This window comes from Lactobacillus sp. JM1 (genome assembly GCF_009834385.1).
GTDB lineage: Bacteria > Bacillota > Bacilli > Lactobacillales > Lactobacillaceae > Lactobacillus > Lactobacillus paragasseri.
Window position 1 is genome coordinate 675,338 of sequence record NZ_CP044412.1, and the last position, 15,704, is coordinate 691,041.

The following is a 15,704-nucleotide window of genomic DNA, read 5'->3' on the forward strand; positions in this document are numbered from 1 at the left end:
TTCGAATCCTGCTTTTTTTATATGAAAGGAAAATAAATAAATGACTCAAATTACTGTAGAAGCAAAAGAATTAGGTTTAAAGCCTATTGAAGTGGATCATAGCTTCAGAATGAAAAGAAAAGCTGGTCAGCTTAATCAAGATATTTCTCAAATTCAATTAGAAAAACAAAGAGGCTTTTCTAGTGCAGTACGAGATCTGAATGTTTTGCAAAAGCTTGATAAGTCTAAAGCAGAAGATGAGCGTACCTTAGAGCGTTTAGAAGACAAGTATGGAACTGGGTTCGGCTCAACTGATCCGGATTACTGGGATATGAGGGTTGAATCAGTTGCTTTAGCAATTTCACCGCAAGTAAATCAGGTCACTCTGACTTCTGAGACTGAACTGAAAATTACGGAAAAATATTTAGCTTTTATTGAGGATTTAGCAGGTATCAATACAAAAGCCAGAAAGCAAAAATTTGAAAACCAAGATTTAAATACTGATGATATTGCTAAAGTTGCGAAAAAGCTTGTGTTTGCAATTTTAGATATTAAAGAAGATTCGGAGGCTTCTGAATCAGATAAGAAAAGTAACTCTTTGGGAGATAAATAAGTTCTGGTCAGAATTTGTTGAAGATATTGATTACACCGAACAAGATGCAATCGTTAATGGTCATGTTTCACCTAATGAAATAGAAGCATTTGACACAGATCGCTGGGCACAAATTATGGAAGCTCAAAGCCGTAAAGATCGCCCAATAGATGCTAGTGAATATGCTTTAAGCCAATTAGCACAAGGAAAAACTAGAAAGGAGGTTAAATAATGGCAGGAAAAATACCAGTTGGAGATTTTAATACACGAATATCATTAGATGGCGAACAGCCAATTCAAACGCTTAAATCTTTAAAAAGTGAGGTATCTTCTGCTACTAGTGCATGGAAAGCACAAGTTGCCGAACTAAAATCAGCTGGAGATCAACTGGGAGCTGCAAAAGCTAAGTATGAAGGACTAGGAGATACTTTAAAGAAGCAACAATCTTTATTGGAGCGTAATAAGTCTGAATTAAATAGCTTAAAAGAGGCGCAAGCTAAAGTTGATACAACGACAGAAAAAGGTCGCAATGAGTACGAAAGATATTCAAAAGAAATTGCTACTGCTGAACGCAATGTTGCTAACGCTACTACTAAAATTGCTAAATTAAGTCAGCAACAAGAAAAGGCTCGTAACTCGCTTGATTACTACAAGTCAGGATTAGCAAGCGCGCAAAGCGAACTTAGAAAAATTACTGAGTCAAGTAATGCTTATGTTGGAAGACTTGAAGCAGAAGGTAAGCATGAAGAGGCCAATAAGGCTAAATTGTCGGGCTTATCACGTGAATACGACAAACTAAATCAAGTTTATAAGATCCAATCTAATGAATTATCTAAGATTGCTTCTGAAGCTGGTAAATCTAGTGAAGCATATAGACGTCAGAAAGTACGTGTAGATGAGACGGCCACAAGTTTAGCTAAGACTAAATCTGAAATGTCAGGTTTATCTTCAGAAATGAAGAAAGCTAATCCATCAATTTTTGATCGTTTTAAATCTAAAATTACTGGAGTTAATGGAGAAGCTAAACAGACTCATTCTTTGTTTAAAAAGATTTTTAGTGCAAATCTTTTAAGTAATGCTGTTTCTTCAGGGTTTAGTTCATTAACTTCTGGACTAAAGTCAACTATTACATCAGGTATGCAGCTTGATGGTGTAATTGGTAAAGTTCGAGCACAGTGGGCTGGATTAGGTAAAAATAAAAATGATACTCAGATCTTAGTAGATCAAATGGGCTACTTGAAGTCTAATACTGCAATGACTGGGGACGAAGTTCATCAGCTACAGTTAAATATGAATCGTTTAACTAATGGTAATTTATCGCATACGTTAGCTTTGTCTAAAAGTATTGCAACCATTGGGGATGCGACTAAGATGACTTCCGGCGAAATGGTTGGTCTATCAAGTGCAATGGCTAGGGCTCTTAGTGGCTCTAAAGTTTCAGCAATGCAATGGCAAAGAATGAGTAAGCAAGCGCCTGGATTAGGTGCGGCTTTGTCTAAAGTGGCTGGAATGTCAGAAGAAGCATTTGGCAAGATGGTCACTTCTGGCAAAATGTCGACTAAACAATTTGAAGAATTAGTTGAAAAAGCCGGCCAAGATGGTGGTAAAGCCTTTGCTAACTTTAAAAAGACCCAAGGTGGTGCTGCAAAATCAATGCAGGACTCTTGGAATTCATTAAAAGCTAAAATGGCACAACCATTATTTGATGTGAAGACATCAGGAATGCAACAATTGGCTGACTTAATGCAGTCAAAGCCAGTACAAGATGGTGCTGAAATGCTTGGTGTAGCAATTCAAAAAGTTGCTAAACTTGGAATGCAAGCATTAGGCTACATTGCCAAGCATAAAGGCGATATTGTAGGTATTGGGTCTGATCTTATGTCCATTACCAAAGATATTGCAATAGATACTTGGAAGACTCTTTCTAAAATAATTGTTGATATTGCTGAAGCCTTTGGTTTAACTAGTAAGAATGCTTTAAAGTCAAAAGACCCTCTGAAACAATTAAGAGTGGTATTAGATAATTTAGCTAAAAATAAAAAAGCGATTCAATGGATTTCTAAGGCAATTATTGCTATTGCAGCCATTAAGACTTTAAAACCAGTTGCAAGTGGATTGTTTTCAATTGCAAGTGGTAGTGTCAAAGCCTATAAAGGCGTTAAAGCACTTCATGATGGTTTTAAAGGACTTGATTCTGTTAAAGATCTCAAAGGGCCAGAAGGGGCACTTGCCAAGATAGGCTCGGGCGTTAAAACAGCATTTTCTAAAATTAGCTCTGGGTTTAAAACGATTGCAAGTGTTGCAAAATCCACAGCTTCAAAAATGTGGTCCTCGTTCAAAGATGTTTTCGCCAAGATAGGCTCGGGCGCTAAAAACGCACTATCTGGTAAATCTTTTGGAGGTGCATTTCAATCTTTAAAATCTGCTGGTGGATTTAGCAACTTAACAACAGCTGGTAAAGTTGCTACTGGTGCAGCAGGTGTGGGCGTTGCTTTAGATGCTGGTTCATCTATCCTATCAGCATTCAAAGATAAGAAAGGATCAATGAAACAGTACCAAGATGCAGGAAAAGGAATAGGTTCTGCAATTGGTGGCGGTATTGGTCTTTTCTTTGGTGGTCCTGCTGGTGCAGCGATCGGTTCTCAGATTGGTAAGATAGCTGGTGGCTGGGGTGGTAAAGCAACCAAAGAATTTCTAAATGGCTGGAAGTCTAAGAAGCCACCTAAGAATTTCTGGTCAATGGAAAACTTAGGCTGGTCCACAAAGGATGCTTTTGGCAAGATGAGCAAGGGCATTGATTCTTGGTGGAAAGGCATTAAAAAGTCTAACCAAAAATCTCAAAAAGAATGGCAAAAAATTGATAAGCTTAGAGAACAAAACCAAAAGAAACAGCAAAAAGCTTGGAATGATTATTGGAAAAAAGTTGGTAAAGGTTTTGAGAAATTTGGTAAGGATTCTAAGAAAAATCTAGATAAAACAGTTAAAAACTCACAGAATTTTGTAAAGAAACTGGGACCTAATATTAAGAAGGGTTACGATACTTTTCTGAAAAATGGTCACAACTTCTTTAAGAAATTTAATTCAAACCTAGGTGATTTCTTCAAATCTATTCCTAAAAATAGATATGTAAAGGCATTTCAAAAGGGAAAACTATTTCAAACTGCTTATAAGGATATTTCTAAGCAAACTAAGAAATGGACTAGAGATTTTAGTAGATCTTGGAATAATCATTGGAAGAATACTCAAAAAGCTGTTTCCCAATGGTCTAAGAACACTAAGAAAAATTATGATAAAGGGACTAAGTCTTTACAAAAAAGCTTTAAATCCTGGTCTAAGAATGCAAAAAAGACATGGGATTCTCATTGGAAAACTTTAAATAAGTCAGTAGGTACTTTCTGGAATAAAGCGAAGAAAAGCAGTGCTGATGGTACTAAGAAATTACTTGAAGAAACCAAAGGATATGCAAAAGAATCAGGCAAAGAATGGCTTAAACATCATAGCTATGTAACTGATATTTCTAATGATTTCCAAAAAAACTTAAAGAAGAATCATGGCAATATGCTAGATGCTTTAAAACAGACTACTGGAGATCAACTACATAAAATAGCCCATAATTTTGCTGATAAATGGGATTCAATTAAGCGTGATACAGCTAAAAAATGGTCAGATATGAAGTCAAATGCTTCAAAGTGGGGAAGTAATATGCATTCCTGGTTTGATGGCTTTAATAGAAAATGGCAAAATGGCTGGTCCAATTTAGGTAAAGGTATTCAGAATATTTTTTCTGATATGTGGAAGTCAATGCAAAAGCTCGGCAAAAATGCCATGACTGGTTTGATCGATATTGTTAATGGTGGTATTGGTGCTGTTAATGATGTCATTTATTTCTTTGGTGGTGGTCACTCTACTGTTAAAAAGTTATCTCATTTTGCAACTGGTACTGGATACTTTGGCTCTCAAAGACGTGCGATTACTGAACCAACATTAGCAATGGTTAATGATGGCAATGATTCACCAGAAACTGGCAATAAGGAAGCTCTTTACCGTCCTACAACTGGAGAATTTGGTATTTTCCAAGGTCGAAATACTACCACAATGCTTTTACCAGGGGATGAAATTCTTAATGCCTCAGATACCAAGAATTTAATGAGTGCAATGGGAGTTGCTCATTTTGCAAACGGCGGTATTGGTGGATTCTTCAGTAATATTGGCAAGAATGTAGGTAATTTCTTTGGTGGTATCGGTTCATGGGCTAAGAACACTATGGACGGTATGAAGAAGTTCTTTGACTTAGCTAAAAAGATTGTCTCTGGTCCACAAAAATACTTGGATGGTATTTTTAAATGGACTGGTGTTAAAGGCTTATCTCGTGGCGCATTTCATACGATGATTACCAAAGGATTTGATAAAGGTAAGAAACAAGTAAGTGCCTTTTGGAAAACTCTTTGGAATATGGTATCCAGTTCTCTTGATGGAGAAGCAGAAGGAGGATTGCTAGGTGCTGTTGAAAAATATGGTAAAGACAAACCTTATGTATGGGGTGCCGAAGGCCCAGATTCATTTGATTGTTCTGGATTGGTTAAGTATGCCTTAGAGAAAGCATTTGGTAAAAGCTTTCCTCACTATTCAGGCGATCAATATTCTGCTTCACGTGGGGTTAAAGATCCACAAATTGGCGACTTAGTATTCTTTGGACCTGGTGGTCGAAACCACGTTGGTGTTTATGCAGGCAACGGTAAAATATGGTCGGCTATGAATCCAAGTTCTGGAATAGGAATGGCCAATGTCTCAGACTTTCACGAGGGAGAAGTAAGCTATCGTCGTGTTCCAGGATTAAAGAACGAGGGCGGAGAAAGCAACGTCAAAGCAAACTCTAATTTGGAAAAATTTATTAAAGGGCTACCTGGAATGGGTGGCTTTTTTAAGTTCATTAGTAAAATTGGAGATTTATTTGGTATTGCAGCTGATGCAAAGGATCCTGCTGGTACAGGAGCTGATCGTTGGGGCGAAGACATTAAAAAGGCTGCTGAAACAATGCATACCTCAGTTACTCCAACAGAAATCAGAAAAATTATCTCTATGATTGCTGGTGAATCTAGAGGCAATCCTAGCGCTGTACAGCCAGGAGCTGATCCAGATGGTGACGGTTCTGGTCCAGCACGAGGATTATTGCAGTACAAAACTAGTACTTTTAATGCATATAAAGTTAAAGGACATGGCAATATTTACCATGGCTGGGATCAATTGCTTGCTTTATTTAATGATTCTAACTGGCGTAATGATATTCACTTTGGAGCAGGTTGGGGACCCACAGGACACAAACGTTATGCAAATGGCGGTCTTGCTAACCAGCCTTCTATTTTTGGCGAAGCTGGCTTAGAAATGGCTATTCCACTATCAGCGGTTAAATCTAGTCGTTCTTATGAATTGCTTGGCAAGACTGCTGCGATTGTTGCCGCTAGAGATAATATTCAACCAACCTCTGCTAATGCTGGTGGTTTAGGCGAAAAATTAGATAAAGTAATTGATCTGCTTACTGCTATTCTTACTGCACCAGCAACGGTTGAAACTAGTATTAATGTAGATAAACAGTCTCTGGGGAATTCAATTACTGAGGTTGTAAATGCAAGAATGCGTTTGAATTCAATTAATAGAAAGAAGGGTATAAGTGTCATACGGTAGATTAATTTATCACAATAAAAGCTCCACTTATTTTGGAGCGCGTGTAGTTTTTCCATTAGTGCAGGCCACAACCAAAAGAAACGTTTCTCTCACTCAAGTTGTGGGTGTAAATGGTTCTTACATTAATGATAATTTGAACTATACAGATATCACGCAACAAATAACTTTTATTGTCGAGCGTCCAATTTTCTATAAAGATTGGTTTACGTGGGGGATGGATTTTGGTGATTGGTTAACATGTAAAGATAAATTTGTTAAGTATGAGCCTTTTTATTTTGATCATTTTAGAGGTTGGCATTGGGAAGCTTATGTAAGCGAAAGTCCTACTGTAACACCACAAAGTAGCAATATTGCTAACGTAACAATGAGCTTAGCCTGCAAGCCGTTTCTAATTGATGATGAATCAATTAAATACCAGCCAGTCTCCACCTTACCTATCTATAATCCAACGCAATATAATTCCTTGCCTTTATTTCATATTGTTGGCAATGGCGATTTTACGATGACTGTTAATGGTTTAGATTATCAGTTTAAAGATACTGATGACGAACTGTTTATAGATAGTGAAAAATGTTTGGTTTATAAGTCACTGACAGAAAGACGGACAAGCAGGGCAATTTTGCCTAATCATGAATATCCGGAATTAATACCAGGTAAAAATAGTATTACATTAAAAGGTAACTATTCTAAGTTTGAATACCAACCAAGATGGGGGCGAGCAATTGTATGATTCCTCGACTTTATGAAACATATATTTCTGACTTTAATACTGAAGGTCTAGGATCACTTAAGGATTTACTTACTATTTCAATTACTAAAAATAGGAATCAGATACCTACTTTAGCAATGACTTATCCGATTAATGCATCTTTAAGCAAAGACATAACTGAGGGCATGGTAATTGTGGCTGATATGGGACTAGAAGATGATGAAAGAAATCAACAATTTAGAATTGTAGACGTATCTAAGAGTATGACTTCAATTTCAATTACTGCTAATCATGTCTGGTCTGATTTATCGAATATTCCTCTCAAAAAGGATATCAGTGAAGCACATGCTGGGCCGAATAGAGCATTTGATTTAATTAGCGATGCTTTGGCATGGCCTGTTTCAGGGTTAGGTTTTGCTAGTGATATTCCTACCGTTGCAAACTTAGGCTGGAACTTTAAAGAGTTAGGTAATGCTAATGCTGCTATTTTTGGAGCTGACCAAGCTGGGGATCAAACCACTAACACAATGGAAGCTTTATACAATGGAGAATTTAGATTCAATAATTATTACCTAACTATGCTGAAACATGCTGGTCAAGATAATGGGGTAGTGATTAAATACGGGCGAAATATGCAGTCCATTACTAGGGATGAGACCACTAGTGGAACATATAATGCGATTATGCCGTATGTAACCTATTCTCCCGAAGAACAACCACAGCCAGACGGAGAACCATTTGATGGAAAAGCCACAGTTCAATATTTGGCTAACGGTACAATTAACCTTTTTAGTACCCCATATAAAGGACACACCCCTGTAAACAGTATCAGGAATGGCGAATACTTAAAGTTTGTTGCGAAGACTGATAAGCAAACGCTCAATAATGATATCTGGTATAAGACTGATACAGGTGGTTGGGTTGAAGCCAGTTTGATTACATTTGACAAGTCAGGTAACTATGTAGTTAATAAGATCACTGCTCAGGGAACTCTTGAAGTGGGTGATGATATTCAAGGCATAATTGTTAAGAATGACGGTGTTGGTACGGTTTCATACGCAGGCCCTGGTCAAGTGCCACTTTATACTTCACCTTTTGGAGGTCATAAGAGCGGACAATACTTGAATAATGGCTCTAGCTATAAGATTTATTGGAAGGCTAAAGATATCGATGGAACTGTTTGGTACAATTTAGGCAATCGAGATACGCAATGGATTTCATCTCAATATTTTGTCTTATCAAAGACTGGGGACTATGCAACGCAAAAAGCCTATGGCCGTTTAAGCATTAATGGTAATGTAACAGTGATGTCGGGTCCTGGTGGGACAGGAAACGTAATTAGCTGGAATAATAAAGGTCAATATCCGATTTATGATATTTCAACTGACTCTGAAGGCACTAAGTGGTATCACATTGGTCAGCAGAATGGCCATCAGCTTTGGGTTAAATCTGGCGATAATGTTAGCTTTAAAGAACCTGGAACAGTTGAATATAAAGAAGATGATGCAGAAAAAGCTAATATTCAGCAAACTGCACAAGTTCCTGTATATAGTGATCCAAGTGGTATAAGTCCAACCGGAAAATACTATAGCTTAGGTAGTTTACTAAGAATTACAGCGCAGTCAACTAGTCAAGGTAAAACCTTTTATGAAGTTGGAACTAATCAATGGATTAATTCAGATTTCTTCAGTTTCGCTCATGCCACAGATGTAGCACCAGGTGAAGATGATTCGGATGCTGAGCCTGAGGTATCAGAACAAACTTTAGAATTAGACGAAACAGTGCTAGTTTCTGAATATGCACGGATAACTAACGCACCTTTGAGAGTGCAAGCAGTAGATTTATCTTCTTATGGAATTGGTAATGATAAGAACAAGTTGCTAGCAGTTGCTAAAGCTTATATGAAAGAATACAGGATCGGTTACCCAAATATTTCGCTTACTGTTTCATATGAGCAAATGCAAGGCGAGTATCAAAAATTAACTCAAGTTGACTTATATGATTATGTGAGTGTGTTATTCGATGAGGTAGGAATTTTTGAAAAAGCTCAATGCACTTCCATAACTTGGGATCCTGTTAGAGAAATTGCTACCAGCATTACAATAGGTCAGTTGCCTATTAGTTATGACCATGCTTTAAATAATTTTGTAACTAATATGGTTGCAAAAAATACAACTATGGCTACTAAACGCGCAACTCACTTGTTTGGGGAATTAAAGCAAGTTATGGAAGAAAATGATCAAGATCAAAAGGCTGGATTGCTTAAATTAACTAGGCAGCTTGGTATTGACGATCAAGCTTGGAGAGATAGCTATGACCGATTACAAAGTATGATTACTTCCATAAATACGACTGTACAAGACGTACACAACTGGATTGCCAGTGGTGGCGGGGGAGAAATTACCGCTTATCCTAACTGGCAAAAGCCAACTGAATTAAGAGCTTTAAGTAATGGTGGCGGATATCTCCGTTTTAATGCTGAAGGCTTAGAATACGTTGGACGCGATGGGGTTGCTAGAAGTGCCATAGACAGTCAAGGCCGGCTAATTGCTGAAAGAATTACTGGTGGTACGATCACAGGAGTTAAACTTGAAGGTATTACTGTTGATGGTGATTCTTACATACGTTCAATTGGTGGCGATGGAAAAGTTGCAGTTATGTCGGGCGACCATGGCTTTTCTTGCACAGCACCTGGCAAAGAAAAAGTTGCTCTTGATTGGGATCAAAATTGGGGAGTGCTCAGGATTGGAAATCAATACTTATATGCTTCTGACATTGCTTGGATACGTCAACAGCGTGGCGGCCGAATTCATTAGATTGAGGTGAAATAATTGAATAATGATGCTGTTTTAGCAAAAGCTCTAAACGAAATTGCACGTTTAGAGCTTTTAAATTTTAGGAAAGACGTTGTAATCGAACAATTACAAAACGAGATTAGAATGAGAGATCAATTGAAAGGAGGCGAAAAGAATGCTCCAAGCAGTGACACTAAGCACGAACAAACAAACGACCAATCTAAGTCGAGTGGAGGTAAGAGATAGTGATAAAGGTGAAATACTAGAATCGTTTATTCTCAATCCTGATGGAACGCCATACGATTTAACAAATAAATCTCTCGTCTTTAATGAAAATAAAGATGGCAATAAGTTTGTTTCAGATGATAACGTCGAAATCGTGGATGAAAGAATAGGGCATATTACTTATCAGTTACACGATCAAGTTCATTCTGCAAGAGGTACGGCTTGGTTTGACATTATTGATAAATCTAATGGGTCGAAGATTGATTCAACTACTGACTTCTATATTGAAGTTAGAGACAGCTTAAAGTGTACGGTTTACAACACAACGTATATTTCAGATCTGGAAAAATTAAAGCAACAGATGGAAACCTTGCTTAAACAAGCTGATGGTGAACTTCAGGCTGAATTGCAAAAAGCGGAACAGCAACTTGATCAAGAGTTGCAGAACTTCCGTAATCAATACAATTCTTTAAGTGCTGATTTTCAAAATCAATTTAATGCTGCACAAAATGCTCGTCAGCAAGACTACACAAATCAAAAGAATGCTATTAACCAGGACTGGACTAATAATAAAAATCAGATCTGGGGTCAATGGAATACTGACAAATCTAGCATTGACAAGCAAGCTAAAGATACCATTCAAGCAATTAAAGACAATGCTAAGCAAGTGCTAGATAAAGACCAAGCAGACTGGAATGCAAAACAGCATTCTTGGGATGACACATTTAGCCGAATTGTTAAAGAGTGGCAAGTTAAGACTAACAGTTTAAATAGCACCGTTCAGGATTTAACAACTAAATTTGGCAATATTATCAATGAAGTGACTGACTTGATGAATAACAAATTGCCAGATATGAATGCTAAAACTGACGCTGTTCAAAAGAAGGTTGACCAATTAAGAACAAGTCTTGGTCAGATTGATTGGACTACTTTTTCCAGAAGAACAGACAACAGTGGTGGTGTAAACTTGCTTCCTAATACAGCTACTTTGAAGGATTTTAGTACAGGACATTATGGCGACAGTGATGCGCACAATGGAATATCTATAGATCCTAAAAGTCAGTGGTCCTCTGACACAAATATAAATTTAGTTAAAACAAAAATAGCTTATGTATGGGGCGATAAAGCTAAAAATGCTCCACTTGTTATTCCGGGTGGCGTGTATTTACCGGCAGGGACATACACATTAAGTTTTCTAGCTCGAACAAATGGTATAGATGATTCCCCAATATTCCATTTTGGATTATATAGTGATTGGACTAATAATCATGGTGGAGCTCCGCTTGCTACATCTGACGCTGTAAACAATAAATGGGGAAGACATCAGATAACTTTTAGCATTCCAGAAAGCTACTATCATACTACATTGCGGATACAGCAGAATGATGATGCCGCTATTCCGGGAGGTTCTATTTATTTTGCTAATTTAAAGCTTGAATCAGGCTCAATCGCTACTGATTGGTGCCCAAGCTATCTTGACTTTGATAGGCTAGATGGTCGTCATGATATGGTAGATTCTCCTGATTTCAATACTTTAACAAGTACAGGAATATACTTTATTACACAGCCCGATCATGGCCGTAATTATCCTGTTGCAAATGGGGGTATCTTAAAAGTCGATAATGCTCATGATTCACGTATTGAACAGACCTATTATGAAGATACAAATGACGCACGAATCTGGCATCGTCAATACGTGGAGAGTACATGGAAGCCGTGGAAACAAATACCGAATAGCGATGAAGTATTGCCTGTATCTGGCGGTAGTATGCAGAAGGGAAGCTGGATTAATTGGGATGCACAAAGTCCTTATAATGCTCATGAGGGCAATATTGGTGGAATTCAATGGAATGGCGCTTCTGATAGTATTAAAATTTTTGGAGATAACAACGCCAGCGACAATCTAGATCTAGCTATTCAATTAGGTGATGATGATTCTAATCACATTTCTTTTAGAAGAGCAGATGGCGACGAAGTAGCTGCAATTAATATGGATGGATACTATACGGGATCAGTAGGTTGGAATAATATTAGAAGTAAGCCTGATGTAGCGCAAAAAAGCGATCTAAATGTGAATGTTATTAGAGGCTATAATATTGAAACCGATCAGCCAGGTCCTACGACAGTAGAACAGGCTGGAAAGCCTGTGCTAGTAGATCAAGCAACATTAGCTACTTTTGCCAGAGCTTATCGAGATGTTCGAAACCATACCGATTATCGCTATCCAACAGATCAAGCATTGAATACAGCTATCAATTTAAATAGTGATCCTTATCTGGATACAGGAATTTATAAGATCGTTAATTGTGCCACTATCAATGGACCATGGCCTGATACTACAAGACGATGGTACTATTTAACTGTGATTAAATATGATGACAACACCATTTATCAGACTGTTGACCAGGGACCTGAACGTTTTGTAAGAACTGTTTCTAAAACTACTAATTCATATCCGCAATGGAATCAATTCGCTATGATGAATAGAGTTACGGATCTATCTGATAGATTGCAAGGCTTTACCATGCAACAAACTATGTTCCAACACCGCGTTGACTATGAGAGCCCATCAGGAACTATCAGTAATCAAACCGTAGACTTCAATGCTTATAAAGAAACAGGAATTTTAAAGGTTGTTAACTGTTTAGTCCAAAACGGACCATATAAGAGTGATAATCGTCATAGTGTTTTCTTGAAAATTACTAATCTTGATGGTCAAACTCAATATCAAACTGTGTACGAGGGAGACAACCTTTATGGCCGTAAGCTTTATAATGGGTCCGGTCAATGGCATAAGTACACTAACACACCGATTTAATATTTTTAATCCTTAACCAAATGGTTAGGGATTTTTTTATGGAGGAATTTAACTATGACAGAAGAAACTAATCAAAATGCAGAACAAGCAAAAGCAGCTGGTACAGCTACAACTATGAAGACTTATTATTGGTCAAACGATGATGTGCCTTTTAGGGTAATTTCATCAGTTGATGTAATTACAGCTAATCAATATCCTTTAGTAGTAACTCCACCTGATCCAAACTTGAAATCTCCAAAATATGATTGGATGAAAGGCGAATGGTACGACGTTAGCGAAGAATCTTACGGACAACGTTTGACAGCAGTTACCGAAAGCTTGAAGACCCTTGAAGGAAGTATTACTAGCTTGCAAGAAGCCCACAAAGGCACTCTGCAAAGTGCGGAAGCCAGCGATAAGGTTATGGAGCAACTTCAAGCCTCCGTTCAACAAACTAACAGAATGGTGGCTAGCTTAAGTGCAATGATGGTTGCCTTGGGTAAAAGATCTCAATCCAGCAATACTGAAGTATCAAAATAGGAGGATTTTAAAATGGATTTACAAGCAATGATCGCAGAAGTTCAAAGAGAACTAATTGAATCATGGAAGAACCAATATAATTGGGGCTGGTTTGGCGAAAAGAAAGAAGCCAACTTAACTTTCCGAAGTTATGTTCAGCAAGGCATTCTTAGCAAAGAAGGATATAAAGAAATCACAGGTGAGGACTATGACCAAGCTGAAACGGTACTTAGTCAACCTTAAGCTTAATGACCTTCAGGTAATTATTGCAATAACTATGATCGCTATTGGCGGCTCACTTTGGTACGATCGTCATTATTTCTTTTGGCCGCCTAATTTGCAAAGCGCGCTCAATGACTGGCGAATAGATATTTTTATTTTGCTAGTTGGCATAGTGCTATTTTTTGCTACTGCATTTAGACCTGACGATACCTTATTAATTCGTACGCTTTTAGTAGTATGTGGAGGTATTGTATTAGGCTTGGCATTCTTGCAATTAGGACACATTATCTTTACATCTGAATTCAGAATGGGACACACCGTCATTGGCGATGTAGTCCTTTTTCTTTTGATTTTGCATGTAGCTCATGATCGCTAGGAGGTGCTTCGCTTGCATGTAGACCTAATTATCGGTGCTCTTGGAACATTCTTAGGAGTGCTAATAACTGCATATAACGCATATCATAAAAACAAGCGAGATACTTTCCAAGATATTGTCGAAGAATTAAAAAGCGAACGTGACGATTACAAGAAACAGGTTAAGCATCTACAAGAAGAGAATGAAAAATTGAGAGAGGAATTACGAAAATGAGATTAGATATTAATTTAATTTGGGCAATTGTAGTTTTATTAGTAGCTGGAATGGCTACTGCTTACAGCATGAATAAGCAGAAATTGGAAAAATTAAAGCTCACTCACCCTAAGCTTGCGACAGTTTTAGAAACAGCAGGCGAGTTAGCTTTAAAGGCAACTACTTATCAAGCATCCCTTGACGATAAAGAGGGATCGAAGAAACTTTATGATGCAACAGATGAGGTCTTTTACCAATTGCAAAAACTCTATCCGAATCTTCCAATTGATAGAGCAACTGTAAGAAACATTGTTCAACATGAGTATGAAAAGCTTGTAGCTGATTCAAAGAAAGAGGCTTAATAAATGACGCAAACAATTGAAAATCGAGCTTATGGTGTTGATGTATCTAGTTTTAATAATGCAAATGTGACTGAATATACAAACGCTGGGGCTAATTTTGTTCTTGTAAAAGTATCTGAAGGCTTAGACTATCGTAACCCTAAAGCTAAAGCGCAAGTAGATAGTACTAAGCAAAATAATGTGGTACCAATGGGTTACCACTATGCTCACTTTGGTGCTGATAGCAACAGAGCTGTTCAAGAAGGAAACTATGCTATTAGTTCTGCTAAGCTAGCAGGTGTAGTTGTAGGATCTTTTTTAGCTTGTGACTATGAGCAAGGCAGTGGAAACGAAACTGGAGGAGATCGTGAAGCTAATACGACGGCAATTCTAACTTTCTTGGATACTATTGTGAGTGCTGGATATAAGCCTTTACTATATTCAGGCGCTTATCTTATGAAAAATAAAATTAATACTTCTAGAATTCTAGCCAAGTATCCTGATTGTTTATGGGTAGCAGCATATAATGGTAAAATAGCGAATGACGCGAATTTTGGCTACTTCCCATCAATGGACGGAGTAGCGATCTGGCAATTTACTGACAATTGGAAAGGCCTGAGTGTGGACAGTAATATTGCAGTTAAGTCTTTAAAAATTGATGCTAATGTAAACAAACCAGTATCACAACCAGTTAATACTTCCACACAGCCTAAGACATGGACCGATGTACAAGGAATGACTTGGCATGAAGAACATGGTACTTTTATTACTGGCGGAGCAATCAACCTTAGATGGGGTGCTAATACACAAAGCACACTAATTGCTACTTTACCAGCAGGCTCAGAAGTTAAATATAATGCTTGGGCTAGAGATAATGCTGGACGTGTATGGTTACAACAACCACGCGAGAACGGGCATGATGGATACTTAGTTGGTCGAGTTGGTACAGAAGCATGGGGAACATTTAAATAATTTGATATAATGGATTTGACCAAGCTAAGGAACTCTACGTGAGCTTAGCTAACGTAATCTAGTTTAGTAGGACTGGCTAGGTGCGTTCTAAATCCTACACTAATAGCCACTCTGGAGATTTCTCTGGAGTGGCTATTTTTTTGTATTATTTTTTATGATTTTTATTGACAATGTACGCTAAAGCATGTATTATAATAATTGAAAGGAGGAAAACGATACAGGATAGAAAGGAGAATTTAAGATGAAGAAAAAAAGGCATAAGAAAAAACCAAGAATAAAGATGCACTTCAAAATCAATCTTTG

12 protein-coding genes are annotated in these 15,704 nt (G+C 37.6%); all 12 read left to right on the plus strand.

What is annotated here, in order from left to right:
* Positions 1-40 precede the first annotated feature (40 nt).
* The 12 genes from F3I00_RS03450 to F3I00_RS03510 all read left to right on the plus strand — a co-directional run bounded on the left by F3I00_RS03450 (position 41) and on the right by F3I00_RS03510 (position 15,401).
* Complete coding sequence (locus F3I00_RS03450) at positions 41-592, plus strand: hypothetical protein (protein ID WP_020807536.1); 552 nt, start codon at positions 41-43, stop codon at positions 590-592.
* Positions 593-802: 210 nt separating this feature from the next.
* Positions 803-6,253, plus strand: a complete 5,451-nt coding sequence (locus tag F3I00_RS03460) for an NlpC/P60 family protein (protein ID WP_159310979.1) — start codon at positions 803-805, stop codon at positions 6,251-6,253.
* Positions 6,240-6,983 (plus strand): phage protein, encoded by a 744-nt coding sequence (locus tag F3I00_RS03465; protein ID WP_020807534.1) that lies wholly within the window; start codon positions 6,240-6,242, stop codon positions 6,981-6,983. Before F3I00_RS03460 ends, F3I00_RS03465 begins: the two co-directional genes overlap by 14 nt.
* Positions 6,980-9,778, plus strand: a complete 2,799-nt coding sequence (locus tag F3I00_RS03470) for a phage tail spike protein (protein ID WP_020807533.1) — start codon at positions 6,980-6,982, stop codon at positions 9,776-9,778. Before F3I00_RS03465 ends, F3I00_RS03470 begins: the two co-directional genes overlap by 4 nt.
* A 15-nt stretch (positions 9,779-9,793) precedes the next feature.
* Positions 9,794-10,003: a hypothetical protein gene (locus F3I00_RS03475; RefSeq protein ID WP_020807532.1), complete on the plus strand. Its 210-nt coding sequence runs from the start codon at positions 9,794-9,796 to the stop codon at positions 10,001-10,003.
* Positions 9,945-12,800: a BppU family phage baseplate upper protein gene (locus tag F3I00_RS03480; protein ID WP_232610096.1), complete on the plus strand. Its 2,856-nt coding sequence runs from the start codon at positions 9,945-9,947 to the stop codon at positions 12,798-12,800. The genes F3I00_RS03475 and F3I00_RS03480 overlap by 59 nt, the downstream gene beginning before the upstream one ends.
* A gap of 54 nt (positions 12,801-12,854) precedes the next feature.
* Positions 12,855-13,319 (plus strand): hypothetical protein, encoded by a 465-nt coding sequence (locus tag F3I00_RS03485; protein ID WP_003656397.1) that lies wholly within the window; start codon positions 12,855-12,857, stop codon positions 13,317-13,319.
* Positions 13,320-13,331: 12 nt separating this feature from the next.
* Entirely contained in the window at positions 13,332-13,541 is a 210-nt protein-coding gene (locus F3I00_RS03490; RefSeq protein WP_020807530.1) for an XkdX family protein, read from the plus strand.
* On the plus strand, positions 13,507-13,896 hold the full coding sequence (locus F3I00_RS03495; protein ID WP_024273047.1) for a hypothetical protein: 390 nt from the start codon (positions 13,507-13,509) through the stop codon (positions 13,894-13,896). Before F3I00_RS03490 ends, F3I00_RS03495 begins: the two co-directional genes overlap by 35 nt.
* 3 nt (positions 13,897-13,899) lie before the next feature.
* A complete protein-coding gene (locus tag F3I00_RS03500; RefSeq protein WP_003656394.1) occupies positions 13,900-14,109 on the plus strand; it encodes a hypothetical protein in 210 nt (69 codons plus the stop codon).
* A complete protein-coding gene (locus tag F3I00_RS03505; protein WP_003656393.1) occupies positions 14,106-14,450 on the plus strand; it encodes a hypothetical protein in 345 nt (114 codons plus the stop codon). The genes F3I00_RS03500 and F3I00_RS03505 overlap by 4 nt, the downstream gene beginning before the upstream one ends.
* A gap of 3 nt (positions 14,451-14,453) precedes the next feature.
* Complete coding sequence (locus F3I00_RS03510) at positions 14,454-15,401, plus strand: GH25 family lysozyme (protein WP_003656391.1); 948 nt, start codon at positions 14,454-14,456, stop codon at positions 15,399-15,401.
* The last annotated feature ends 303 nt before the right edge of the window (positions 15,402-15,704 follow it).

Excerpts from the sequence above, each read along its gene's own strand:
- F3I00_RS03450 (WP_020807536.1), top strand. The coding sequence starts at position 41 with ATGACTCAAATTACTGTAGAAGCAAAAGAATTAGGTTTAAAGCCTATT.
- F3I00_RS03460 (WP_159310979.1), top strand. The coding sequence starts at position 803 with ATGGCAGGAAAAATACCAGTTGGAGATTTTAATACACGAATATCATTA.
- F3I00_RS03470 (WP_020807533.1), top strand. The coding sequence starts at position 6,980 with ATGATTCCTCGACTTTATGAAACATATATTTCTGACTTTAATACTGAA.
- F3I00_RS03485 (WP_003656397.1), top strand. The coding sequence starts at position 12,855 with ATGACAGAAGAAACTAATCAAAATGCAGAACAAGCAAAAGCAGCTGGT.
- F3I00_RS03490 (WP_020807530.1), top strand. The coding sequence starts at position 13,332 with ATGGATTTACAAGCAATGATCGCAGAAGTTCAAAGAGAACTAATTGAA.
- F3I00_RS03495 (WP_024273047.1), top strand. The coding sequence starts at position 13,507 with ATGACCAAGCTGAAACGGTACTTAGTCAACCTTAAGCTTAATGACCTT.
- F3I00_RS03505 (WP_003656393.1), top strand. The coding sequence starts at position 14,106 with ATGAGATTAGATATTAATTTAATTTGGGCAATTGTAGTTTTATTAGTA.
- F3I00_RS03510 (WP_003656391.1), top strand. The coding sequence starts at position 14,454 with ATGACGCAAACAATTGAAAATCGAGCTTATGGTGTTGATGTATCTAGT.